This is a genomic window from Vibrio sp. 10N.222.47.A9, assembly GCF_963872585.1.
In the GTDB taxonomy this organism is placed as follows: Bacteria; Pseudomonadota; Gammaproteobacteria; order Enterobacterales; family Vibrionaceae; genus Vibrio; species Vibrio splendidus.
This window is the reverse complement of the sequence record NZ_CAWNBB010000051.1, coordinates 22,226-47,027: the sequence shown is the minus strand read 5'-3', so window position 1 is coordinate 47,027 and position 24,802 is coordinate 22,226. Positions and strand designations below refer to the sequence as shown.

Here is a 24,802-nt window from a genome sequence, read left to right as displayed (position 1 = left end):
CCTTAAATTTCATTTCTTTAAAAATAACGAAAGTGAAAGAGTATAACCCTTTCACTCTGCTTAATATTTCTAATCTGTATCAATCATGCTGACTAAATGCTGGGGAGATTACGCAGGAAAAATCGTTTAGTTCGAGGCGCAAAGTGCAGTGACTAGTGGGCCTAATTGCAATCTTTGCAACAAAGAAATAAACGATTTTAACCAATAATGTTCAGCAGGTAGTTAGTGCGATTGATACCTAGTCTTTACCAACATGAAGAATCGCTAAGAATGCTTCTTGAGGCAGTTCAACGTTACCGATCTGCTTCATACGCTTCTTACCTTCTTTTTGTTTCTTAAGAAGTTTCTTCTTACGACTGATATCACCACCGTAACATTTTGCGATTACGTTCTTACGCAGTTGTTTCACTGTAGAACGAGCAATGATGTGGTTACCAATCGCTGCTTGAATCGCGATATCAAACATTTGACGAGGGATGAATTCTTTCATCTTCTCAACCAATAGACGACCACGAGACTGTGCAATGTCTTTGTGCGTAATGATAGCCAGTGCGTCAACCGTTTCGCCATTAAGCAATACGTCTACACGAACCATGTTCGACACTTCAAAACGTTGGAAGTTGTAATCCAGTGACGCATAGCCACGAGATGTTGATTTCAAACGGTCGAAGAAGTCTAGAACCACTTCTGCCATTGGTAGGTCATAAGTCACAGCAACTTGCTTACCGTGATAAACCATATCAACTTGAACACCACGTTTTTCTACACATAAGGTAATTACGTTACCTAGGTAGTCAGACGGTACAAGGATATTACAACGAGCGATAGGCTCACGAATTTCTTCTACATCATTAGTCGCAGGCAGTTTAGCCGGGCTATCAACGTAAAGAATGCTGCCATCCGTTTTTACAACTTCGTACACTACGGTTGGTGCCGTTGTGATTAGGTCTAGGTCGTATTCACGCTCTAAACGCTCTTGGATGATCTCCATGTGAAGCATTCCTAAGAAGCCACAACGGAAACCAAAGCCAAGTGCTGCTGAACTTTCTGGTTCGTAGAACAGTGATGCATCGTTCAGGCTTAGTTTACCTAGTGCGTCACGGAAGTTTTCGTAGTCATCAGACGATACTGGGAATAGACCTGCATATACCTGAGGCTTCACTTTTTGGAAACCAGGTAGACGTTCAGTGCTGCCGCCTTTTGCAAGCGTCAACGTATCACCAACAGGTGCGCCAAGGATGTCTTTAATACCACAAACAACCCAACCAACTTCGCCAGTATTTAGCTCTGTTGTGTCGATTTGCTTAGGTGTGAAGATACCTAGACGGTCAACACCCCAAACTTGGTCTGTCGACATTACTTTAATCTTGTCGTTCTTCTTCAGCTTACCGTTCTTGATACGAACCAAAGAAACAACGCCTAAATAGTTATCGAACCAAGAGTCAATGATCAACGCTTGTAGTGGCGCGTCTGGATCACCTTCCGGTGGTGGGATAGCTGTTACGATGTTTTCAAGAACGTCATCAACACCGATACCGGTTTTTGCAGAACAACGAGTCGCTTCCATCGCATCGATACCAACGATCTCTTCGATTTCTTCAGCAACACGCTCAGGTTCAGCAGCAGGTAAGTCAATCTTGTTCAAGATTGGCACTACTTCCAGTTCCATTTCGATCGCGGTGTAACAGTTTGCTAGAGTTTGTGCTTCAACACCTTGACCAGCATCCACAACCAATAGCGCGCCTTCACAAGCGGCTAGAGAACGAGATACTTCGTAAGAGAAATCTACGTGTCCTGGAGTGTCGATAAAGTTAAGTTGGTAAGTTTCACCATCTTTCGCTTTGTAATCTAAAGTCACACTCTGCGCTTTAATTGTAATACCACGCTCGCGTTCTATATCCATAGAATCGAGGACTTGAGCTGCCATCTCACGTTCACTTAACCCTCCACAAACTTGGATTAAGCGGTCAGAAAGGGTCGACTTACCGTGGTCGATGTGGGCGATAATCGAAAAATTACGAATGTGCTTCATAGGCTTGGTGTGACTAAACTCTTTGAATAGGGATAATAAGAAAGCCGCGACGCGTCCAATCTACAGTCAGCATTGGTGGCGGCATTTCAATCAAGTTGGCAGATTCTACCCAATTTAAGGGCAAGAAGCATCATAAATTAGACGAGAGGCTCACCTAGGATTCGAATCAAGACGACTTCTTGCTTGGATTTGTCTTCCATTGGTTTGGCTAACCGCTTGGCTAATGCAATACCACCAGCAGTAAACAGCGCTGCACTTAAGATAACAATGCCCTCGCCCCCTTGGAGTAAGGGTTGCAACAAGAGTTGTCCAAAACCAGCACCAATCATCAACATGAAAAGTGGAATGAGGTAAACAATCGCCGCAGACTGCAGTAAGCTTTTTTCTGGAAAGCCAATTTCCACGATCTGTCCGGCTTTAACTAAACTTTTGGTTTTAAGCTGCCAAAACAAGGATTTATTGCCAACGGCCTTAGTAACAATACCCGTTCCGCAGCTTTTTTGAGATGAACAACTGCTGCAACTGGTTTGTTGTTCGCAGCTCAGTTGAACAAAGTATTGTTGACCGCTTTGTTCAACCGAGCTAACTGTTGCCAGCGCCGTCATCATTGCGCTGGTACCGGTTTATTGAACGTAACTGATTGCGCAATACGTTTGGCGGTTGCTGGCGGAATATCACCCACCACAGAGATCTCTTTGTCACCAATCACTAAGCTGTGTAAGGTTCTGCGTCCTTGGCGTACCAACTGCCCTTTCAATGAATGTTCATCTTTATCGGCGATATAAACTGAAAAGCTAAACAACCCATCACTGAAAAGTTGGCTTTCAACCATTTTATCGGTCGCAGCCATTGGATAACGACTAAGCTCTTTTGACTTAAATCCTTCAGGAATCCAAGAGGCTTGCCAGTTAGTTTCACTCACTAAGCCTTCCGGCAGCGATAAGACTTTCGGCAGTTGAGCGCTATTCAAGCCCCCCATTGCCTCAGCAATCTTATCGTTCACCACGTAAGAGATAGTGCGGTACTGTTCAAGCACTTCGCCATCACGATCCAACAGATCGGCACGCAAAGGAAGGCTCGTTTTTTCATCTACCCAAACGACGTAAGAGTAACGAAGGCCATCTTTCGGCACCACGCGCAATACTTGCGTAGTACTTCCAGCTTCACGAGCACGACCCACTTTAACGAAATCGTAATAATCGTTGAGCGCGTCAATATCTCGATTAATCATCGGAATAACAGGGGCAACCATACTGCCAGATTGAATGGTAAACGGTTCTGTGCCCGGTTCAATATAACTGACTTCATCACCACGTCGAATAACTTCACGGATAGGCCCGCTCAAGTAAACAAGGTGTGCAAGTTGTTGGTCGTCGTTAACCGCATGGCGATAAACAAGAGGTTCAATACTGCTCTTCTTAATCAAAATGTAGGAGAGTTCGTAATTTAGATGCTGACTGGCCTCGTTCATCTGATGTAACAACGCCTTTGCAGTGGGTTCCTCTGCAAAGGCTGTTGGAGACATCAAGCTGAACAGTGTCAGTGCACTGACCAGGATTTTCTTCATTCAATGTCCGATTCTAGATGTGCATCTTGCATTGGCGATGCATCACTGTTTAATCTTAGCTGCAGCTCATAATCTTCTAGCATTGCATGAACGCGTTTACGCTGCTCTTGCAAGTTAGCTTCAGATGCTGGCTTCTCAACAGAGTCACGCGTTAAGCTTACTGGTTCCGCAGAACCCGCAAATGGAATCGTCTGGAGTACAGGCAACTGCTCTGGCGCAGCAGGGTCGCTGCCACCATATTGTTGAACACCTAGTACAACGACTAGTGAGACACACGCTGCCACGGCAACTTGTCCAAACTGTTGTAACCACGCTGGAAGCTGACGCTTCGCTTGCTGAGGTTTAGGCTGCTCTTCAATTGGAGCAACAGTTGGTTCAACATGCACTTGGTGCAAGTTCGGCATTGCACTATGTGCAGGCTCATTATCAAGCGCTGCCGCAACACTGTTAGCAATGTTCCACTCTGGAGTTTCTGGCGCATCCCCACGCATAACATCACCAATTAGATGGTAACTCTGCCAGGTATCCATGCTTTCTTGATCAGATTCGAGATCTACAATGAGAGCTTTATCGATCGTTTCACCATCCATGAGTGCCGAAAGCTTTTCTTTATCAGCCATTATTTTCACCATAATTATTACAAGTTCTAGCGTTGCAAAAGAGGCTTAATTTTCTTTTCCACCGCTTCACGAGCTCGGAAAATACGCGAACGTACGGTTCCTACAGGGCAATCCATTACTTCTGCAATCTCTTCGTAGCTCAAACCTTCGAGCTCACGCAACGTCATTGCAGTTTTTAAGTCTTCTGGTAGCGCTTCAATCGCTCCAAAAACAACTTGTTTCAATTCGTTTGACAGCGTTAAGTTCTCAGGGTTCGATATTTCTTTTAACGCGCTGCCTGTTTCGTAATATTCTGCATCTTCTGCATCTACATCTGTTGCTGGCGGCCTACGGCTCTGGGCAACGATATGATTTTTAGCGGTGTTCACGGCAATTCGGTACAACCATGTATAGAAGGCACTCTCGCCACGAAAGTTAGGTATCGCGCGGTAAGCTTTAATAAAAGCTTCTTGTGCTACATCAGGTACATCACCGGAATTATTCACGTATCGAGAGATAAGATTACAAACTTTATTTTGGTACTTAACCACTAGTAAGTTAAAAGCCTGCTTATCTCCACTCTGAACTCGCTCAATCAACACTTGATCGGTTAGCTGCTCGTTCATTCGAGCGGGTACTCCTATTGTTATAACCCTTACCTTCACAGATATGGGTACTAATTATGCGAAATGTAGTATTGACACCACCGTCTACAAGAGCACTATTGTGACTAAGCCAAATACCGAAAGTTCCAACTTTCTTAAAATTATTTGCCATTATTGTTTCACAATGTGATGTAATAAAAATAGCTATCCCTATCAATTTGGGGAAACTTGAGCAAAAGCAATGGTATTGAGCAATTAAATATTTCTAGATAGCTGTCTGTACATTGATTTTGTGTAGCGTTTTAGGATGACTCTGGAGAGATTATAACAGTCTTAGCCAAACTCCTAAAACAAGACAACGTCAATTGAGAGTGGACAACTCGACTATAGCCCGGGATTTAATAAGTTTTATGAACGCAAACCGTGAACATCAGTGTGATGTATTAGTGGTAGGAAGTGGTGCGGCAGGCTTGTCATTAGCCTTACGTGTAGCAGAACATGCAAAAGTAATTGTATTAAGCAAAGGACCACGCAGCGAAGGATCGACGTATTACGCACAAGGTGGTATCGCCGCGGTGTTCGATGAGTCGGACAGTATTGAGTCTCATGTAGAAGATACTCAAATTGCTGGGGCTGGGTTATGCGAAGAAGATACAGTTCAATTCATTGCTGAAAATGCTAAAGAGTGTGTGCAATGGCTGATTGATGGTGGTGTTCCATTTGATAAAGATGAGAACAGCACGGAAGGCCAACCAAAATACCACCTCACTCGTGAGGGTGGCCACAGTCACCGCCGAATTCTGCACGCTGCCGATGCAACTGGCATGGCAATGCAAACCTCACTGCAAGATAACGTCAACAATCACCCAAACATCGAGATCTTCGAGCGTCACAATGCGCTAGATTTGATCACAGAAGATAAGGTTGGTGGTTCGAAAGACAAAGTTATCGGTGCCTACATTTGGAACCGTAACCAAGAACACGTTGAAACCGTGCGCGCTAAATTTGTTGTGTTAGCAACAGGCGGCGCTTCCAAGGTTTACCAATACACCTCTAATCCAGATGTCTCTTCAGGTGATGGTATTGCTATCGCTTGGCGTGCGGGGTGCCGTGTAGCCAACCTTGAGTTCAACCAGTTCCACCCGACTTGCTTGTTCCACCCAGAAGCGCGTAACTTCCTACTGACGGAAGCACTACGTGGTGAAGGTGCCTACCTGCGTCGTCCAGACGGTTCTCGCTTTATGAAGGACTTCGACGAGCGTGGTGAACTGGCTCCGCGTGATGTGGTTGCTCGTGCGATTGACTTCGAAATGAAGCGCCTAGGTGCTGACTGCATGTATGTTGATATCAGCCACAAGCCTGAAGAGTTCATCACAACGCATTTCCCAATGATCCATACTCGTTTGATGGATTTAGGGATTGATATGACCAAAGAGCCGATCCCGATCGTACCTGCTGCGCACTATACCTGCGGTGGTGTGATGGTGAATAAGCAAGGTCAAACCGACTTAACTAACTTATATGCGATTGGTGAAGTGAGTTACACCGGCTTACACGGTGCGAACCGCATGGCGTCAAACTCACTGCTTGAATGTGTTGTTTATGCTTGGGCAGCAGCAAAAGATATCGTTGAAAACATCGACCAATCTCAACTGTGCGCTGAACTGCCTGCATGGGACGAAAGCCAAGTCACCAACAGTGATGAAGAAGTGATCATTCAGCACAACTGGCACGAGCTAAGACTGTTCATGTGGGATTACATGGGTATTGTTCGAACGGACAAACGTCTAGAACGTGCAATGCGCCGTATTCAGATGCTGCAGCAAGAAACTCATGAGTACTACAGCTACTTTAAGGTTTCGAACAACCTATTAGAACTGCGTAACTTACTACAAGTGGCTGAGCTAATGGTTCGCTGTGCGATGCAACGTAAAGAGAGCCGCGGCTTACACTACACGTTGGATTACCCAGAACTTGCAAAAGACAGTGGCCCAACGATTCTGACGCCAGACAGAAACCAGTCGTAATCATTATTTGAAAGCGATTAGCTAATCAACTAAACGCAATCAAACGAAAAGGAGCCTAGTGCTCCTTTTTCTTTTATCTCGCGTTCTCATTTTCCTCGTACGATCGTTGTAAGTTCGCCAGAAAGTGGCGATATTCACGCTCACGACAACTATCACGCCAAAGCATTACCGAATGCCCACATTCGAATTTTAGTTTGACGAAAAACTGTGCCCAGATCTTATCAACAGACTTAAGTGTGTAGGATTGGTCATTGAGTCGAATCTCGCCATCTTCTTTATAATCAAAGCATCCATGTGCTGTATTCAAGATTAGATGATTGGCTTTAAACAAACTGAACATTAAAGCTAAACAATAGAGGGCAACAACGAGCGGGATAGAAGAAAAGACGATGAAAAACAAAAGGCACCCAAAAACAGTGCCTTTTGCAAATAATGCGGAATATGAAGGTTTAAGCTGAAGCTTAACGAACCTTGCTGAGGTTATGCGCGACAATTTTATCAACCATTGAAGCATGGCCTAGATTTTCACTGCGCCCATGTCCCATAACCCAAGTAAACAAATCTGGGTCATCACACTCAAGTAGAGAAACAAACTCGCGCTGTTCCTGCTCTTGCAATGAATCAAAACACTCTTCAAAAAATGGCATGATGACTACATCAAGTTCTAACATGCCACGACGGCAACCCCATTTAATTCGTGCTTTCTGCTCTGCAGTGTACATTGGCTATCCTCACCTATAATTTTTCTTTCTCGGAGTGTAACAAGTCATACGCTCTGCAACTACTATGTGAGTCACAGTCCCTATCTAAGCTCACAAAAAAACCTAGGCTGACAAAGAAACAGAACCGGATTAACATAGAGCCAAATAAAATTCTTAGGAAAGATAAAATGGATTGGAAAAACACATTTCAGCCGCTCGCTCATACGCAAAATGAATCGCTTCCAGAACTGATGATCACACACGTGTCAGACTGGAGCGCAATCACCATGATAGGCGATGACAAAAAGTCGTACCTACAAGGTCAAGTAACGTGCGATGTCGTCACTCTTCCTAATGATGAATCTACATTAGGCGCGCATTGTGATGCGAAAGGAAAGGTTTGGAGTATCTTTCGTTTGTTCCACCACAATGGTGGTTACGCTCTTATGCAGCCTAAATCGGCAATTGAAGTCGAGTTAGTTGAAATCAAAAAATACGCCGTATTCTCTAAAATTGATATCGAGCAGACGTCTGACGTTGTTATCGGAATCATGGGCACTTCAGCGAACCAATACGTTGATTCGATTGCAGATGGTCAAGGTAAAGTGCGTACTATCTCTGGTGGTACAGCCGTTCAAGTTTCAGACAACCGTTGGGCTCTACTTGTTACTCAAGAAGCAGCCGAAGCCTTGGTATCAGGCAGCTCAGCTGAAAAAGTATCGGAAGCGCTTTGGCAGTATCATGAAATTCTTGATGCTCAGCCTAACCTATCAAAAGCAGAACAAAACCAACACATCCCTCAAGCTCTTAACCTACAAGCGATTGGCGGTATCAGCTTTTCAAAGGGCTGCTACACAGGTCAAGAAACGGTTGCTCGTGCCAAGTACCGTGGCATGAACAAGCGTGAGATGCGCATTGTTTCTGGAACAACTTCAGATGTGCTGTCTCTAGAGAATACGATTGAACTTGAACGTAGCGTGGGTGAGAACTGGCGTGGTGCAGGCCGACTATTAAACGTCTATCAATTTGCTAATAACCAAGCGATTGGTTTGATGGTACTGCCAAACAACCTTGATGACGATGTTCAGCTTCGACTAACCGCGCAGCCTGATCAAACATGGAATATCCTGCCACTGCCTTACAGCCTTGACGACGAGTAACCACGTGGAAACACTGATTACACAATGGCTGGATCAACAGCAGGTGAACTATCGCCTGCTGATGCAAAGTAAACCAACCACCAGCATCGAAGAAACAGCTCAAGAGCGAGGCATCGACGCCTCTCAAATGGTGAAGTGTATTTTGCTCAAGGATATGGGCAACCAATATGCGTTGGCCTGTACTGCTGGTGATCGCTCTGTCGACCCCAAGAAAGTACGCTCGGTACTGAATTGCCGTCGAATGACCTGTGTATCACTCGCTGATGTTGAAACGATCACAGGCTTTAAGGCTGGGTGTGTTGGCCCTCTTGCTCTAAAGAGATACATGCCGATCATTTTTGATCCTTCAATTCAAGAAAACTCGACGGTTACTATTAGCTCGGGTGATCGAATGGCTGGTGTTGCGCTGGATCCCAATGATCTTACGGTCCTTTGCGCACCAATCGTTGCTGACATCAGTCGATGATCTTTTCGATCGCGTCATCGTTCGCAAACTTCAGTACAACTTTTCATTGAATACATTTTTAGTGTGAAGTTCGTCATAAGAAGAACACGCCAGTAATAAATAGTTAATCAAAATAAAAGCATAAGTAGTCACAAAGGCAAATTTACGTTATTGTGAATTTACTGACTAGCTTTTAAGCAAATCAGTACAAGTGAATCCACTGAGTAACATCAGTATCCACTTTTGTGTAATGCATCTGTGACTATTCGCCCGTTTTAGACGGGCTTTTTTTTGTCAAAAATTTACAATTTGATTACACAAACAAAAAAATCCCGCCTATTCTTATACTTGTAACATTATCACTGCTTAATACCGGACAGGAAAGTTCACAGCAGTTCACTACTCAGTATTATTTTGGGGAGGAGCTCACGTAAAAATAGATATTTACTGAAGAAAGTGCTTAGAACAGCACAAATATCTAATTCACGTCAACTCTACTGCATATTACTCCATGCTTATCACAATTATTATCTCGGAGTTTTTCTATAATATGCAGGCTAGGTAAATATAAGGATAATTAAAATGAGACTGTTTAAGCGCTATACACCGAGTATGATTGCTAAACATGTAAGTCGACTTTTCAAAGGACGAATCTACATTTACGGCGTAGGAAAATTTGAGTTTGATAACGGTAAACTCGTGCTGCCAGACCGAGCAGAAAGGCGTCACTTTCAAACGGTAAAAGAAATAAATAGTGAAATCATGAAACTGCGCTGCGCATACGCATGACCTGATTATCTACAGAATTAAAAACAAAAAGGGTTGGCATAATGCCAACCCTTTTTTCGTGTTCAGATTGAGTCAATGGCAATCAGATCCAGCTACTGATCATCAACAACGCCTCACCCGTGCGCGACTATTGATTTGCGATTGTTGATTCACGATTATTGGTGCGTAACTGGACGCTTGGCTAGATCAGGAAGATTGCCTGACAAACCCAGAGCTCGCTTCATGATCTCATCTTTCGCACCCGGTAATTGACCCGCGAGCTTCATACCGATACCACGAATCAGCTTCTTGGCTGGGTTATCGCCTTCAAACAGATCTTTAAAGCCCTGCATAGACGCAATCATCTTCGCCGCCTCAGCTTTTCTCCAGCGTTCATAGCCACGAAGGTTACGTTTAGTACCAATGTCCTCGCCAGCAGCCCATAGCGTTAACAGCTCTTGCGCTAAGCTTGCTGCGTCTAATAGGCCAAGGTTCACGCCTTGCCCTGCTAACGGATGAATCGTATGAGCAGCATCACCAACCAAAGCGACACGCTCTACAGCAAAGTCACGTGCATAACGCATACGTAATGGGAAGGCAAAACGCTCACCAACCACTTCACATAAACCAAGTTTTGAGTCGAACTCTGCCGTCAGTTGCTTATTAAAATTAGCATCCGACATGGATACAAGCTTCTCGGCACGATTAGGCTCCGTAGACCAAACTATCGAGCTCATGTTGCTTGGCTGCATTGGTAGGAATGCCAATGGCCCTTGTGGTGTGAATATCTGACGAGCAACGCTGTGGTGTTGCTCTGTGGTCTTGATATTCGCGACAATCGCGCTGTGTCCGTAATCCCAATGTGTTAATGGGATATCTTGTTGTTTGCGAACCCAAGAGTTTGCGCCGTCCGCTCCAACAACCAACTTAGCGGTCAGTGCTTGGCCATTATCTAGCGTTAGCCATGCTTCGCTTTCACCAATCGCCATCGTTTTGCACGTCGCGGGCATGTACAGGCTGACATTATCTTGCTTCTTCACCTGATCAAGCAGTGCGAGTTGAATCACACGGTTCTCAACAATATGACCGAGATTCGGCTGAGCCAAACGTGTCGAGTCAAATTCAATACGAGCAAAGCTATCTTGTTCCCACACCTCCATCGCTTGGTAAGGTGCAGCACGTCTTTGTTCAATGCCTTGCCATGCGCCTAGGTTACGAAGAATCACTTCACTAGAGCGGCTCAATGCCGACACACGCACATCAGGCAATTCGCTAAGCCCTTCACTGGGTGCCCTGCCTTCAATGACGGCGATTCTTAGGTCACTGTCTTTCAACGCAGCAGCAAGCGCTAGGCCAACCATGCCTCCACCAACAATCGCGATATCAACACTTTGCATCATTATTTTTCTACCTTATCTTTCTACTAGGCCAAGCGTATGACGCAAAAGTGGACCTTTAAGTGGTGGAAGGTTATCAATTACGGCTAACCCAAGATTACGCCCAATGCGAGCAGTCAAAAAATCGTTTGAGAATAAATGGACTAGGCTTGATGTCAGCGTAATCGTCGTGTCTCTATCTTGTTCTCTACGCTTTCTAAAGTTAACAAGACCATTGTAACGCCCAACATCATCGAGTTGGGTACACAACTCTTCCGCCAAGGAAGCCACATCACGAATGCCAAGATTAAAGCCTTGTCCCGCAATGGGGTGAAGCGTTTGAGCGGCATTACCAATAATCGCAAATCGATGAGAGATATTTTGCTGACGATGACGAAGAATCAGTGGGTAACTGGCACGCTTGCCTACCTTCTCGAGTCGGCCAAGTCGCCAACCAAAGTCATTCTGCAACTGCTCAAGAAATTCATTGTCGTTTAGGGTCATCACTTTTTGCGCTTGCTCCGGTGACAAACACCAAACTAGCGACAAACGGTTGTCACTCATCGGTAATAGAGCGACAGGCCCATGATGAGTAAAACGCTCAAATGCGCGACCTTGGTGAGGTTCGCTAGCCACGATATTGGCAATCACAGCAACTTGTTCAAAGTCATGCTCATTCAATGAGATATTGAGTTGCTGACAACAGATTGAGATAGCACCGTCAGCTGCAACCAGTAACTTAGTCGTTATGGTTTGCCCACTTGTCAGCTCAATCGTCGTTAGCGAGTCTTCACGTTCGACTTTACTGACAGACTCAGGGCAAAGCATCGTAATTGCAGCTTCGGACTCAAGCTTCTGCTGATAGATTCGCCCCACATCCGCCAACTCCACCACATAGCCAAGCGCATCAACAGCAAGCTCTTCACTGTAGATGTCCGTCATTCCGGCATGCCCTCTATCCGATACATGGATATCTTTAATCGGGGTTGCTACCGGTACGATAGATTGCCACAAATGCAAAGAATCAAGGATCTGCACCGTGCCATAAGACAAAGCGATCGAACGAGAATCAAAACCAGGATGAGCTTGATGATCAACCTGATAAGGCTCTACTACTGCTATCGACAGAGAGCCTTGACTTAAGTGGTTCAGCGCAAGGGCTAAGGTTGCCCCCGCCATTGCACCACCAGCAATTACAACATCATACTGAGCCATCATAACCTCAAACCGACAAGCGGATTAATGAATGGTTGGAGCCGCATCTTCAGATGGGCGAGCACCGAATTCAGCATGAATCGTTAGTGCACACGCTTTTACGTGTTCAATAACGTGCTCTAGAAGCTGTGCTTGCTCTTCCATATCATCGTCTTCGTCAATTCCTAGCTTGGCCATCTCTTCAAGATCAGCCAAAGCTTCTTTGGTACCGTCAGACGCTTTATTCAATTGAGCGCCAACCAAACCTAAACCAGAAATAAAGTGGTTAATCCAATCAGACACACCGTCCGCAAGATCAAACAGGCTTGCGCTTGCGTCTTCGTTCGGCAACAACATAGACAGCTCCATGCCTGAACCTGTGATTTCGCTGGTCGTTACTTTTAGCGTTGCTTCCGCAAGCGTTAATGCGCGATCTGGCCAGCCCATACCTTCATTGGTGTAATCAAAGATCAGTGGTTGCCAGCTTTTATCTGCCAGGTTTAAGCCTCCGCTCAACATACCCGTTAATAAACCATGCATCTCAGCAGGGTTTACGGCTAGGCTTGCCGATTGAAGTTCAGTCGCAACCGTTAGGTAGTCAGGTAAAGTAGTTTCGCTCATCAGATAGCTCGCTCAGTTATTCTTTATATCGATAGTATAATCGTACCACTTCACCCCAATTCTGATAAGCATCGATCCTGAGCAATTGAAGGATGACTGACTACCAATTGTTCAATTTGCTGAATTACTGTGTGCTCAAGCTCTCATTTACAAACAGTCACTCTGAAAAGCTTGAATCTTAATAGCGGTTTACCTATAGTTTCTCCCTCAGAGGAGATTGCTTCCTCATCGGTACTTGCACTTTTTCTTTGTAAAAATATGATAAAGGGCAACAGCCTTAAATAGTGCGTTAAAGAGTTCATCCATCATGAGTAATCAAGCGGTAGACGTTGAAATATTAGGAAAACTGACTCGAGTGAATTGTCCCCCAGGGCAAGAAGAGTCATTGATTGCAGCGGCGGCCGATCTTGATAATCGATTGAAAGAGATGGCTGAACGTACTAAGGTAACCAATGAAGTGAAGCTGCTAACGATCGCAGCTCTGAACATTTGCTATGAATTACAAACCAAGAAGTTTGAAGCAAATGATGAACAAAACGCACTGACCGAGCGAATGGAACAGCTCACGACATCACTTTCAGATGTCCTCAGTAAAGTTAAGCACGGACAGCAATAGCGTACACAAAATTTACCCTGGAGTGTTTGTCAGAGGATTCACGTCCCCGAGCCGATAAGCAATCCCTAAGGGTTAGTACTTGAGTGCTATTGAGCATGCTCGGTCCGCCGAGAAGCCTACGGTAATCATTGCTGATCCGCCTTGAACTCGCTGGTTCAAGGGCCATCTATTCTCAACGGCACTTTGGGGTATCCCTTCTTATGAAGACGCTCACACGCAGCGAATTTCGCAAACAGATCCGTATCAAACGCAATGCATTATCTGGCGACCAACAAACTCAATCCGGGATAGACTTAGTTAAGCAGTGCATGCAGCTAGATGAGATTCAGTCTGCTCAACATATTGCCCTCTATATCTCTATCGATGGCGAACTCGATACCCAACCTTTAATTGAATGGTTATGGGCGCAAGGCAAGCAAACTTATTTACCAGTACTGCACCCCTTCTCTGCCGGACATCTGCTGTTTCTACATTACTCTCCAACCACACCCACTGTTTTGAATAAGTACGGCATTGTCGAACCTCAACTCAATCAGATGCTGGTTAAACCTTGTCAGCAACTCGATCTCATTCTGACTCCCCTTGTAGGCTTTGACTCTCAAGGGCATCGCTTAGGCATGGGCGGCGGATATTACGATCGCACCTTGGCTCGATGGTTTGAGACTGGTGAAGGAGCAACGCCAATTGGTTTGGCTCATGATTGCCAGCATGTCGATACACTGCCAATTGAAGAATGGGACATTCCGTTACCTAAAATCGTGACTCCGAGTAAGACTTGGCAATGGGAAAACAGCCATTAAAGCGCTATAATCGCGCCGCAAACGTTAACCTCGATATCCAAACGTTAACCCAATACCCAAACGTTAACTTCAATACGCGAACGATTAATTCAAAGCGCAAGACCTTATTCAGGAGAATGGCATGACTCAAGATGAAATGAAAAAAGCAGCTGGCTGGGCAGCACTTCAATATGTTGAAGAAGGCAGCATTGTAGGTGTAGGTACTGGCTCTACAGTAAATCACTTCATCGACGCACTAGGCACAATGAAAGAAAAAATCAAAGGTGCGGTTTCAAGCTCTATAGCCTCTACTGAAAAACTAGAAGCGCTAGAAATCAAAGTATTTGAGTGTAATGACGTATTCAAGTTAGACATCTATGTTGATGGCGCAGATGAGATCAACGGTTCACGCGACATGATCAAAGGCGGCGGTGCAGCTTTGACTCGTGAAAAAATCGTAGCGGCTATCTCTGATAAGTTTATTTGTATTGTTGACGGTACTAAAGCCGTTGATGTGTTGGGTAAATTCCCACTGCCTGTTGAAGTTATCCCAATGGCACGTTCATATGTTGCACGTGAACTAGTAAAGCTTGGTGGTGACCCAGTTTACCGCGAAGGTTGCACAACCGATAATGGCAACATGATCCTAGATGTATACGGCATGGCGATCGAAAACCCGAAACAATTAGAAGATATCATCAACGGTATCGCTGGTGTGGTTACGGTTGGTCTATTTGCTCACCGTGGTGCTGATGTGGTTATCACAGGCACACCTGAAGGTGCAAAAATTGAAGAATAAATAATAGAAGATTGAGTTTTTCTGTTACTTCATTACATACGGTGCCCAAGGGCGCCGTTTTTTTTGCTTTTCGGCTGTAAAATTATGTCTTATTCCGTAATTTTCTTACCCAAAACATTTTTTTTTTGTTACTTTATTGTTCAGAAGACGCACAGGGAAAACGTTTGTCTCCTGACAAAATGGTGAATAAGTTCCTCTTTTAGCCGTTTTGTAGCACGTGCGCCGCATTTGCCCAACCTTTCCATTTTAAGGACGAGAACAATGGCCAAAGTTTCACTGGAAAAAGAAAAAATTAAAATTCTACTTCTAGAGGGTCTTCACCCTTCTTCTGTAGAAGTACTGCAAGCCGCTGGTTACACAAACATTGAGTACCATAAAGGCTCACTACCTGAAGATGAACTTCTTGAAGCAGTGAAAGATGCTCATTTCATTGGTATCCGTTCTCGCACCAACATCTCCCAAGAAGTTATTGATGCAGCTGAAAAGCTAGTTGCAGTCGGTTGTTTCTGTATTGGTACTAACCAAGTTAACCTTCAAGCGGCAGCAAAACGCGGTATCCCTGTTTTCAATGCACCGTTCTCAAATACTCGAAGCGTTGCTGAATTGGTTCTTGGCCAAGTTCTATTGCTACTACGTGGTATCCCAGAGAAGAATGCTCTTGCTCACCGTGGTATCTGGAAAAAAAGTGCTGACAACTCTTACGAAGCTCGAGGTAAGCGTTTAGGTATTATTGGCTACGGTCACATTGGTACTCAGCTAGGTATTATTGCTGAAAACCTTGGTATGCGTGTTTACTTTTACGATATCGAAAACAAGCTGTCTTTGGGTAACGCAACTCAAGTTCATACTATGACTGACTTGCTGAACAAGTGTGACGTGATCTCTTTGCACGTACCTGAAACCAATGAAACGAAGAACATGATGGGTAAAGAAGAGTTCGAGCGCATGAAGCCTGGTTCTATCTTTATCAATGCAGCACGTGGCACGGTAGTCGATATCCCAGCTCTGTGCGGCGCCCTAGATTCTGGTCACCTTTCAGGTGCAGCAATCGATGTATTCCCAACGGAACCAAAAACCAATGCTGACCCATTTGAGTCCCCATTGATGCAGTTCGATAACGTGATCCTAACACCTCACGTGGGTGGTTCAACTCAAGAAGCACAAGAGAACATCGGTGTTGAAGTAGCAGGTAAGCTTGCAAAATACTCTGATAATGGCTCAACGCTATCAAGTGTTAACTTCCCTGAAGTATCATTACCACTGCATACAGGTGCTTCTCGCCTGCTGCACATTCACGAAAACCGTCCGGGTATCCTAACTCAAATTAACACCATCTTCGCAGAGGAAGGGATTAACATCGCAGGTCAGTACTTACAAACTGCAGCAGATATGGGTTATGTGGTTATCGACGTGGAAGCGAATCGTTCAGAAGAAGCTCTGCTTAAACTGAAAGAGATCGAAGGCACAATTCGTGCTCGTCTACTTCACTAATCATCGAATTATAGATCATAAGTAAAATAGAAAAGGCTCTCGTAATGAGAGCCTTTTTAGTACTTGGCCTACTGTAGGTAAATAGATCATGATGATCTAATCCCTCCTGAGGTATGTTCACTACTCTTCTAGTTGGTAGATCACATTCACTCGATCACGAATGGTGATCGTCGAATCTTCATAAGAATTCGACTCGGTTCTCGCATTCATTGCCATTGAACGCATCAATACAGGCTGAGAAGATTGTGCGTTGTAATCTACGCGCCATACATCACCTAACTCGCGCTCAAAACCGCTCGCCAATGATTTAGCTTTTGATGTCGCATCTTTAATGGCCTCCAGACGCGCTTGCTCCTGATACTTAGCTTGGTCACGAACCTGAAGTTGGATATTATCGATCTGGTTAATACCCTGCCCAATGGCAATATCCATGTAGTCATTTAAGTTGGCTAGCTCATTCACTTGAACGGTCACATTACGTGATGCACGGTAACCAACCAGTTCAGGTTTACCATTTTTCGGGTAATGATATTGAGGAGATAAATACAGGTTAGAGCTGTGTACATTCGCCTCATCAACACCCGCTTGATGTAGCTTATTTAGAAAGCCAGTCACCACTTTATCAACGGTATTTTTAGCCTGTTCAGCAGTCATCGTCGATTCCACGACTCTAACTGAAAATGTCGCCATGTCTGGTGTCGCGATCACTTCACCATAGCCTGTCGTTGAAATATGCGGAAAAGATGGCGAGTCAGCCAATGATGGAAAACTCACAGCACTCAATGCTGCAGTAAGAGTAAGAGACGTTGCTAACATCTTTGGTACAAACTTCATTAGGTAGACCTATGCTGAACAAATGTTCTTTTATCATAGAGCAATTTGTCACATAACCAATCCCGCGACAGGACTTCTAACACAACTTTGACGCTGCAAAAACCAACAGCTTACTGAGGTAAGTGGTTGTGGGCATAATTTAATATTGCTTGAGATATCTCTTTTAATACCCCGCTCTCTAATTGCCAATGGTGCCAATAGATTCGATAAGACAACAAAAAGCCGGGCGTAATATCAATCAAAGCACCAGACTCTAGCTCCTCGATAATCTGCAATCGAGGAATCAAACAATAGGCAACGCCCGACAATGCCAAGCGTACAAATGCTTCTGAGCTGCCGACAGTATGATTGATCACACTGTCTCTAGGAACATTAAAATGATCATGCAAAAATTTCTTATGCAGATCATCGTATTGATCGTACGAAACCGCAGGCGCTTTTGTTAATGTCGAATAGTTCACTCCATCAGAGAAGTAGCGTTGATGAAAGCTAGGACTCGCCACACAGACGTAGTCCATACGACCAAGATAGTCAGCGCTGCACCCTGGAATAGGTTGAGATTCAAGACTGATCGCCCCTGCTACTTCTCCACTCTTAATTTTTTCGATCGTTCTCGACTCACCATGAATCGCAAGGTTCAACTCAACTTGACGTGAATTCATCACATCAGATAACGCAGGCAACAGCCATGTCGCCAAACTATCAGCATTGGTCGCTATGGATAGGGAAAGAGGTTGAGTACCCTCTTCATTCATCAATTCAGGGACAAGCTCGTGCTCTAACAAGCGAACACGACGATACAAACCCAACAGTTTTTTTCCTGCTGGTGTTGGCCTTGGTGGGCTTTCTCTCACAAGCGCGGGTTGAGCTAACCATTTTTCCAGTTGTTTGATGCGTTGAGACACCGCAGACTGGGAAATATATAACTGCTCGGCTGCCCTTTCAAAACTGCGTTGTTTCACCACAGCATCCAGTGCTTCTATCCATTTATAATCCAATCCACGCATCAACTTGCTTCCTTTTTGACCTGATTACCGCTCACATTAGCAACTCTAATAATAGATTAAAATCATTAATTATACTTATTTAAAGGGTCAGAGTATCTTCGCCATATAGCACGTAAATATCGTTAAATAAGTGGAGGTTAAAATGAATTTTTGGGTTTTATTACAAGGTTTTGGTCTAGGGGCGAGCATGATCATCCCTATTGGCGCTCAGAATGCGTACGTCTTAAATCAAGGGATTAAACGCAATCACCACCTAACCACAGCGACGATTTGTAGCCTACTCGATACCTTGTTCATCTCATTGGGTATCTTTGGTGGCGGAGCGATCCTGTCGCAAAATGAATTACTGCTCACCTCAGTGACACTGGGTGGTATCGCATTCCTAACCGTTTATGGTTTATTGTCACTGCGCAGTGCGTTCAGAACACGTACTAGTGATGAATCAAAGGGTGAGATACTGGCTCGCGGTAAGCGCACCGTTGTTTTAGGTGCATTGGCAGTAACCGTATTAAACCCGCATCTTTATTTAGATACTGTAGTGATTCTTGGATCCATAGGCGGGCAGTTTGAAGGCAACGATAGAATAGCTTTTGCTATGGGGACTATCTTAGCTTCATTCGTGTGGTTTTACTCTTTGTCATTAGGCGCTGCAAAGCTAGGCCCAACGCTATCGAAACCCAAAGTTAAGAAAGGCATCGATATCGCGGTAGCAACCATGATGTTCGCTATTGCACTTGTACTCGCCAATGGACTCATTGAGCAGTACGGCTAAATCCGTTCATATTGCGTCACCCACAAACTTAACTCATCAAAAAAAAGGCGGATAACCTAAGTTATCCGCCTTTCCTTATAAAAGCTTATAGCTAGAAAAACTAACTAGAAGTTAAGCTTCTACTTTATTCATGTGTACATCCACTTGCGGGAATGGGATTTCGATACCTTCATTATCCAAGCCTTCTTTGATTGCTTGCATCAGGTCGAAGTAAACATTCCAGTACTCTGCAGTGCTAACCCATGGACGAACGACAAAGTTAACTGAAGAATCCGCTAGTGTGTGAACACCAACTTGAACGCCAGGCTCTTTCAGTACACGCTCATCAGATTCACAGATCTTAGTCAGTAGCGCTTTTGTCTTTTGAAGATCGGCGTTGTAAGAAACACCAATCATTAGATCAATACGGCGCGTATCATGACGAGAGTAGTTAGTAATTGGGCTACCGATAACACTACCGTTAGGTACTACAACCATTTTGTTATCTGGTGTTGTTAGAACGGTTTGGAAGATCTGAATTGAATCAACTGAACCTGCTACACCACCAATTTCCACGTAGTCACCAGACTTGAATGGACGGAATGCAACGATAAGTACACCCGCAGCAAAGTTAGATAGTGAGCCTTGTAGTGCAAGACCAACAGCCAAACCAGCCGCACCAATAACAGCGACTACAGATGCAGTTTGAACGCCTAAACGACCAAGTGCAGCAATTAAAACAATAACAAATAACAAGTAACGAACTAAACCATGGACGAATTCCACAACTGCTCGGTCCATTTTCTTCTTCTGAAGAACCTTAGACACGCTATTCGCTACTGCTTTAACAATAAGGTTACCAATAAATAGAATTATCAGTGCTGAGATAATGTTTACACCGTATTGAATAAACAGATCTGAGTTATTTGTTAACCACTGCTCTGCGTGAGACAAACCATCCACAATTGGAGTCTCAAGCGCTGTCGAACTATCAGCCATAATGTGCATCCTCTATATAATATGCTATGAGCTAAACTGCCTTAAGCCAAACTTACCCAACAACAAAATAAACCGTACAACTCATGTTAAGTCGTTGTGTTAAAAGTAAATTAAAGCCAAGTCCTTTTTTATAAACTGAACCAAGTTCAATTTTTCGGCACGATATCCTATCTTTGACAGATTGCAAAGTCATATTTATGTAAGCTTTTGAATTAATAAAACTTACCAATAAACACAAATACCGATAACTAAAAGACTACGAAATTTATTCACCGCACGCTAGGTTTTTCACATATTTAGTACAAATTTTTATCAGACATAAAAAAACCCGCTCAATGAGCGGGTTTTTAAAACTTAAAGAGTACTTAATTCAAAGAATTACAGTACGTCTACAGCGTTAAGGTCAGCGAATGCTTTCTCAAGACGAGTAACCATTGAAGACTGACCAGCACGTAGCCATACGCGTGGATCGTAGAACTTCTTGTTTGGAGCAGCTTCGCCAGTTGGGTTACCGATTTGACCTTGTAGGAAATCACGGTTCTCAGCTTCGTAAGTACGAACGCCATCCCATGAAGCCCACTGAGTATCAGTATCGATGTTCATTTTGATAACGCCGTAACCGATAGACTCTTGGATTTCTGCTTCAGAAGAACCAGAACCACCGTGGAATACGAAGTTAAGAGCGTCAGCTGCAATACCAAACTTCTCAGCACAGTATGCTTGAGAATCACGTAGGATAGTTGGAGTAAGTACAACGTTACCAGCTTGGTAAACACCGTGTACGTTACCGAAAGAAGCTGCGATAGTGAAACGTGGGCTAACTGCGTTTAGTTTCTCGTATGCGTATGCAACATCTTCAGGAGAAGTGTAAAGCTCAGATGCGTCCATATCAGAGTTATCAACGCCGTCTTCTTCACCACCAGTACAACCAAGTTCGATCTCGATTGTCATGTTTAGTTTAGCCATGCGAGCTAAGTAAGCTGCACATGTTTCGATGTTCTCTTCTAGAGACTCTTCAGAAAGGTCTAGCATGTGAGAAGAGAATAGTGGCTTACCAGTTTGTGCGAAGAACTCTTCACCAGCGTCTAGTAGACCGTCGATCCATGGAAGAAGTTTCTTAGCAGCGTGGTCAGTATGAAGAATAACTGGAACACCGTAAGATTCTGCTACTGCGTGAACGTATTTTGCACCAGCTACAGCGCCAAGAATTTGTGCGCCTTGACCTTCAAGTTTAACGCCTTTACCAGCGAAGAAACCAGCACCGCCGTTAGAGAACTGAACAACAACTGGAGCTTTTGCTTTAGCAGCAGCTTCAAGAACAGCGTTGATAGTATCAGTGTTGATTACGTTTACTGCAGGAAGAGCAAATTTGTTTGCTTTTGCTACTTCAAATACTTTCTGTACGTCATCGCCAGAAATCACACCAGGTTTTACAAAATCGAAGATCTTAGACATGGAAATAGTCCTATTTATTCTATCGTTTTAAGATTAAAAAACTTAAGTTTAAAAATTTGCAATCGTTTGCTCACAACTTATGCCATTCTAGCAAAAAAGTGTGATATGCAGCAAACGTTAAAAGGCGAGATTCACATCTCGCCTTTCTAAATCAATTACGCTTTAGCACGCTCTTCAAGCATTGCTACTGCAGGAAGTACTTTACCTTCAACAAACTCAAGGAAAGCGCCGCCGCCAGTAGAGATGTAAGAAACATCTGCTTTGATACCGAACTTGTCGATAGCTGCTAGTGTGTCACCACCGCCTGCTACTGAGAAACCTTCAGAGTCAGCGATTGCTTTAGAAATACCCGCAGTACCCGCTTCGAAGTTTTTGAATTCGAATACGCCTACAGGGCCGTTCCAAAGAATCGTTTTTGCGTTGCCGATGATTTCAGCTAGAGCTGCAGTTGAATCTGGGCCAAGGTCGAAGATCATGTCGTCGTCTTGAACTTCAGAAACGTGCTTAATTTCAGCTTCTGCGTTTTCGTCGAATGCTTTAGCACATGCAACGTCAGTCGCTACTGGGATAGCACACTCTTTCATTAGCTTCTTAGCAGTTTCAACTAGGTCAGCTTCGTATAGAGACTTACCTACGTTGTGGCCTTCAGCAGCAATGAACGTGTTCGCGATACCACCACCAACAACAAGTTGGTCAGCGATTTTAGAAAGAGATTCTAGAACGGTTAGTTTAGTAGAAACTTTAGAACCACCAACGATAGCCACTAGTGGGCGAGCTGGGTTGTCCATTGCTTTACCAAGAGCTTCAAGCTCAGCAGCTAGAAGAGGACCAGCACATGCTACAGGAGCGTATGTACCAACGCCGTGTGTAGAAGCTTGAGCACGGTGAGCTGTACCGAATGCGTCCATCACGAAGATGTCACATAGTGCAGCGTACTGCTTAGAAAGTGCTTCTTCGTTCTTCTTTTCGCCTTTGTTAAAGCGAACGTTTTCAAGAACAGTTAATTCACCAGCGTTTAGCTCAAGACCATTTACGTAATCTTTCGCTAGTTTAACGTCGCAGTCTAGTGCGTCGTTTAGGTAGTTAACTACAGGAGCTAGAGAGAACTCTTCGTTGTATTCGCCTTCAGTAGGACGACCAAGGTGAGAAGTAACCATAACTTTTGCGCCAGCTTCTAGGCAAAGTTTGATAGTTGGTAGAGATGCTAGGATACGTGCATCTGAAGTTACTTTACCGTCTTTTACTGGTACGTTTAGGTCAGCACGGATAAATACGCGTTTACCTGCAAGTTCCAGGTCAGTCATCTTGATCACAGACATGATTTGTCCTCTCAAATTTAAATAAAAATAAAGTTTTGGAAACTCAGCAACCCTGCTAAGCCTATAAATTATTCAACTGGTAATTCTTTAACTACTCATAATATGTGGACACTTAGCATTTATTTCAAGCTAAAAAATAAATAATCCACACATTTGCTTCTAGGTCTTACTTCTTGCCTTCAGAAGCTTGCATTGCAAGAACCGTATCCAGCATCCGGTTCGCAAAGCCCCATTCATTATCGCACCACACTAGCATTTTCACTAAGTGGCCGTTGCTCACTCGAGTTTGTGAACCATCAACAATTGCGCTATGGGGATCGTGATTAAAGTCGATGGAAACGAGCGGCGCTTCAGTATAGTCAACTATATTGTGTAATGTACACTGGGATGCATTAACAATGGTTTGATTTACGTCATTAACTTTCACATTTGCATTAATTGTGACACTTAAATCCATCGCAGTGACGTTTACCGTCGGCACACGCACAGATATAGCTTCAAATTTGTTAGAAAATTTCGGGAAGATTCTTTCAATACCTTTATGCAGTTTGGTATCGACAGGAATGATAGATTGGCTTGCAGCTCGAGTACGACGCAAATCGCTATGGTATGCATCAATAACTTGCTGATCATTCATTGAAGAGTGAATGGTCGTGATAGTACCAGACTCAATACCAAAGGCATCATCAAGCACCTTAATGATAGGGACAATACAGTTGGTGGTACATGAACCATTGGAAACGATTCGATGATCGGCTTCGATAGTCTCGTGATTCACACCATAGATAATGGTGTTATCAAGGTCATTAGCACCAGGATGCGAGAACAGCACCTTTTTCGCTCCAGCAGCGATGTGTGCTAAGCCGTCATCTCGGCAACCGTAAACACCGGTACAATCAAGAACAATATCGACTTCAAGGTCACGCCAAGGCAACAGTTCAATATCAGCCAAGTGTAAGATACGAATGGTATCAAACTCTCCTTTATCTTCAGCACCAATGCCATGGTGAACATAGATGTGTTCTTGATCGTTAGAGATTTTCTTGCCGAAGCGGCCGTGACTGGTGTCGTACTGTAATAGGTGAGCCATAGCGTCAGGCTGAGCAAGCTCATTGACCGCTACTACTTTGATTTGTTGGCTTTTGCCACTTTCATAGACAGCGCGCAATACATTGCGCCCTATTCGTCCAAATCCATTTATCGCGACTTTTAGCATAGTTCCGTACATCTAACCAAAATTTCGTGCAACAGATGATAACTGAATCCTACCTAAAAGGCATTACTTGAATAACTCAGCTTACTTATGACAGATTGATCTGTTGCTTGTAAGCCTTAGTCTAAGTGATAACAAACCCCAGATACAAAAAAACCGAGCTTAAAGCTCGGTTTTTTTCATTCATTTCATTGTTCGCACAAGGCTAATAATCAATGATTAAGCAAGAAGTTCTTTCGCTGTATTTACTACGTTTTCAGTAGTGAAACCGAACATCTTGAATAGCTCGCCTGCTGGTGCAGATTCGCCGAACGTTGTCATACCGATGATCTTGCCACCGAAACCAACGTACTTGTACCAGAAGTCAGCGATGCCAGCTTCTACAGCAATACGTACTGTTACGTCAGCTGGAAGTACAGACTCACGGTATTCAGCGTCTTGCTT

At 44.1% G+C, this 24,802-nt stretch carries 26 protein-coding genes and 1 other RNA gene; 10 read left to right on the top strand and 17 right to left on the bottom strand.

All coding sequences use genetic code 11. The features are described 5' to 3' along the window. Nucleotides 1-238: 238 nt before the first annotated feature. The 5 genes from lepA to rpoE form a co-directional block, all read right to left on the bottom strand. On the bottom strand, nt 239-2,032 hold the full coding sequence (gene lepA / locus AACT19_RS16485) for a translation elongation factor 4 (protein WP_017087214.1): 1,794 nt from the start codon (nt 2,030-2,032) through the stop codon (nt 239-241). A gap of 137 nt (nt 2,033-2,169) precedes the next feature. Beyond that, nucleotides 2,170-2,640, bottom strand: a complete 471-nt coding sequence (locus tag AACT19_RS16480) for a SoxR reducing system RseC family protein (protein ID WP_017084321.1) — start codon at nt 2,638-2,640, stop codon at nt 2,170-2,172. Beyond that, nucleotides 2,637-3,599 carry a sigma-E factor regulatory protein RseB gene (gene rseB, locus AACT19_RS16475; protein WP_004735379.1) on the bottom strand — a complete coding sequence of 321 codons (963 nt, stop codon included), beginning with the start codon at nt 3,597-3,599 and terminating at the stop codon, nt 2,637-2,639. The genes AACT19_RS16480 and rseB overlap by 4 nt, the downstream gene beginning before the upstream one ends. Next, nucleotides 3,596-4,219 carry a sigma-E factor negative regulatory protein gene (locus tag AACT19_RS16470; RefSeq protein ID WP_004735378.1) on the bottom strand — a complete coding sequence of 208 codons (624 nt, stop codon included), beginning with the start codon at nt 4,217-4,219 and terminating at the stop codon, nt 3,596-3,598. The genes rseB and AACT19_RS16470 overlap by 4 nt, the downstream gene beginning before the upstream one ends. Nucleotides 4,220-4,245: 26 nt before the next feature. Further along, on the bottom strand, nt 4,246-4,824 hold the full coding sequence (gene rpoE / locus AACT19_RS16465) for an RNA polymerase sigma factor RpoE (RefSeq protein ID WP_004735377.1): 579 nt from the start codon (nt 4,822-4,824) through the stop codon (nt 4,246-4,248). Nucleotides 4,825-5,213: 389 nt separating this feature from the next. Here rpoE and nadB point away from each other — a divergent pair, with 389 nt between their 5' ends. Next, on the top strand, nt 5,214-6,830 hold the full coding sequence (gene nadB / locus AACT19_RS16460) for an L-aspartate oxidase (protein WP_054541881.1): 1,617 nt from the start codon (nt 5,214-5,216) through the stop codon (nt 6,828-6,830). 73 nt (nt 6,831-6,903) lie between these two features. Here nadB and AACT19_RS16455 read toward each other — a convergent pair whose 3' ends face one another. Together AACT19_RS16455 and AACT19_RS16450 are read right to left on the bottom strand one after the other, a co-directional pair. Further along, nucleotides 6,904-7,344 (bottom strand): protein YgfX, encoded by a 441-nt coding sequence (locus tag AACT19_RS16455; protein ID WP_339373544.1) that lies wholly within the window; start codon nt 7,342-7,344, stop codon nt 6,904-6,906. Then, nucleotides 7,292-7,552 carry an FAD assembly factor SdhE gene (locus AACT19_RS16450; RefSeq protein ID WP_004735374.1) on the bottom strand — a complete coding sequence of 87 codons (261 nt, stop codon included), beginning with the start codon at nt 7,550-7,552 and terminating at the stop codon, nt 7,292-7,294. Before AACT19_RS16450 ends, AACT19_RS16455 begins: the two co-directional genes overlap by 53 nt. Before the next feature lie 167 nt (nt 7,553-7,719). Between AACT19_RS16450 and ygfZ the strand changes: the two genes are divergently transcribed. The 3 genes from ygfZ (at nt 7,720) to AACT19_RS16435 (ending at nt 9,925) form a co-directional block, all read left to right on the top strand. Next, a complete protein-coding gene (gene ygfZ, locus AACT19_RS16445) occupies nt 7,720-8,691 on the top strand; it encodes a tRNA-modifying protein YgfZ (RefSeq protein ID WP_076647439.1) in 972 nt (323 codons plus the stop codon). 4 nt (nt 8,692-8,695) lie between these two features. Continuing rightward, nucleotides 8,696-9,157, top strand: coding sequence for an aminoacyl-tRNA deacylase (locus tag AACT19_RS16440; protein ID WP_076647522.1), 462 nt, complete (start codon nt 8,696-8,698; stop codon nt 9,155-9,157). A 561-nt stretch (nt 9,158-9,718) separates the two neighbouring features. Further along, nucleotides 9,719-9,925 carry a DUF1107 domain-containing protein gene (locus tag AACT19_RS16435; RefSeq protein ID WP_004735370.1) on the top strand — a complete coding sequence of 69 codons (207 nt, stop codon included), beginning with the start codon at nt 9,719-9,721 and terminating at the stop codon, nt 9,923-9,925. 155 nt (nt 9,926-10,080) lie between these two features. Here the strand turns inward: AACT19_RS16435 and AACT19_RS16430 are convergent, their stop codons facing one another. The 3 genes from AACT19_RS16430 to AACT19_RS16420 are packed head-to-tail and all read right to left on the bottom strand — an operon-like array spanning nt 10,081 to nt 13,095. Continuing rightward, a complete protein-coding gene (locus tag AACT19_RS16430; protein WP_076647436.1) occupies nt 10,081-11,304 on the bottom strand; it encodes an FAD-dependent 2-octaprenylphenol hydroxylase in 1,224 nt (407 codons plus the stop codon). A gap of 12 nt (nt 11,305-11,316) precedes the next feature. Further along, the gene (gene ubiH, locus AACT19_RS16425; protein WP_076647433.1) at nt 11,317-12,495 is read right to left on the bottom strand and encodes a 2-octaprenyl-6-methoxyphenyl hydroxylase; all 1,179 of its coding nucleotides are present in this window, start codon (nt 12,493-12,495) and stop codon (nt 11,317-11,319) included. A 24-nt stretch (nt 12,496-12,519) separates the two neighbouring features. Beyond that, nucleotides 12,520-13,095, bottom strand: a complete 576-nt coding sequence (locus AACT19_RS16420) for a YecA/YgfB family protein (RefSeq protein WP_076647430.1) — start codon at nt 13,093-13,095, stop codon at nt 12,520-12,522. A 307-nt stretch (nt 13,096-13,402) separates the two neighbouring features. Between AACT19_RS16420 and zapA the strand changes: the two genes are divergently transcribed. From zapA to serA, 5 genes are all read left to right on the top strand, one after another. Then, nucleotides 13,403-13,711, top strand: coding sequence for a cell division protein ZapA (gene zapA / locus AACT19_RS16415; protein ID WP_004735366.1), 309 nt, complete (start codon nt 13,403-13,405; stop codon nt 13,709-13,711). A gap of 11 nt (nt 13,712-13,722) precedes the next feature. Next, a non-coding RNA gene (gene ssrS, locus AACT19_RS16410) (6S RNA) lies at nt 13,723-13,905 on the top strand. A 6-nt stretch (nt 13,906-13,911) separates the two neighbouring features. Continuing rightward, the gene (locus tag AACT19_RS16405) at nt 13,912-14,511 is read left to right on the top strand and encodes a 5-formyltetrahydrofolate cyclo-ligase (protein ID WP_017084327.1); all 600 of its coding nucleotides are present in this window, start codon (nt 13,912-13,914) and stop codon (nt 14,509-14,511) included. A 121-nt stretch (nt 14,512-14,632) separates the two neighbouring features. Continuing rightward, on the top strand, nt 14,633-15,289 hold the full coding sequence (gene rpiA / locus AACT19_RS16400; RefSeq protein ID WP_017095260.1) for a ribose-5-phosphate isomerase RpiA: 657 nt from the start codon (nt 14,633-14,635) through the stop codon (nt 15,287-15,289). A 261-nt stretch (nt 15,290-15,550) separates the two neighbouring features. Continuing rightward, nucleotides 15,551-16,780, top strand: a complete 1,230-nt coding sequence (serA, locus tag AACT19_RS16395; RefSeq protein WP_017077788.1) for a phosphoglycerate dehydrogenase — start codon at nt 15,551-15,553, stop codon at nt 16,778-16,780. 120 nt (nt 16,781-16,900) lie between these two features. On the opposite strand, the gene AACT19_RS16390 is transcribed toward serA, so the two are convergent. After that, entirely contained in the window at nt 16,901-17,614 is a 714-nt protein-coding gene (locus tag AACT19_RS16390) for an oxidative stress defense protein (protein ID WP_076647427.1), read from the bottom strand. Nucleotides 17,615-17,724: 110 nt separating this feature from the next. After that, nucleotides 17,725-18,621 (bottom strand): LysR family transcriptional regulator ArgP, encoded by an 897-nt coding sequence (locus AACT19_RS16385; RefSeq protein WP_076647424.1) that lies wholly within the window; start codon nt 18,619-18,621, stop codon nt 17,725-17,727. A 142-nt stretch (nt 18,622-18,763) separates the two neighbouring features. Between AACT19_RS16385 and AACT19_RS16380 the strand changes: the two genes are divergently transcribed. Further along, entirely contained in the window at nt 18,764-19,393 is a 630-nt protein-coding gene (locus AACT19_RS16380; protein ID WP_004735360.1) for a LysE/ArgO family amino acid transporter, read from the top strand. Nucleotides 19,394-19,504: 111 nt separating this feature from the next. Here the strand turns inward: AACT19_RS16380 and mscS are convergent, their stop codons facing one another. From mscS to AACT19_RS16355, 5 genes are all read right to left on the bottom strand, one after another. Beyond that, nucleotides 19,505-20,371, bottom strand: coding sequence for a small-conductance mechanosensitive channel MscS (mscS, locus tag AACT19_RS16375; RefSeq protein WP_029224644.1), 867 nt, complete (start codon nt 20,369-20,371; stop codon nt 19,505-19,507). A 378-nt stretch (nt 20,372-20,749) separates the two neighbouring features. Next, on the bottom strand, nt 20,750-21,826 hold the full coding sequence (gene fbaA, locus AACT19_RS16370) for a class II fructose-bisphosphate aldolase (RefSeq protein WP_004735492.1): 1,077 nt from the start codon (nt 21,824-21,826) through the stop codon (nt 20,750-20,752). A gap of 155 nt (nt 21,827-21,981) precedes the next feature. Beyond that, the gene (locus AACT19_RS16365; RefSeq protein ID WP_004735491.1) at nt 21,982-23,145 is read right to left on the bottom strand and encodes a phosphoglycerate kinase; all 1,164 of its coding nucleotides are present in this window, start codon (nt 23,143-23,145) and stop codon (nt 21,982-21,984) included. A 166-nt stretch (nt 23,146-23,311) separates the two neighbouring features. Beyond that, a complete protein-coding gene (epd, locus tag AACT19_RS16360; protein ID WP_032545991.1) occupies nt 23,312-24,361 on the bottom strand; it encodes an erythrose-4-phosphate dehydrogenase in 1,050 nt (349 codons plus the stop codon). 216 nt (nt 24,362-24,577) lie between these two features. Next, nucleotides 24,578-24,802 (bottom strand): transketolase-like TK C-terminal-containing protein (locus AACT19_RS16355; protein ID WP_339373543.1); only part of this gene is annotated, 225 nt, incomplete at its 5' end.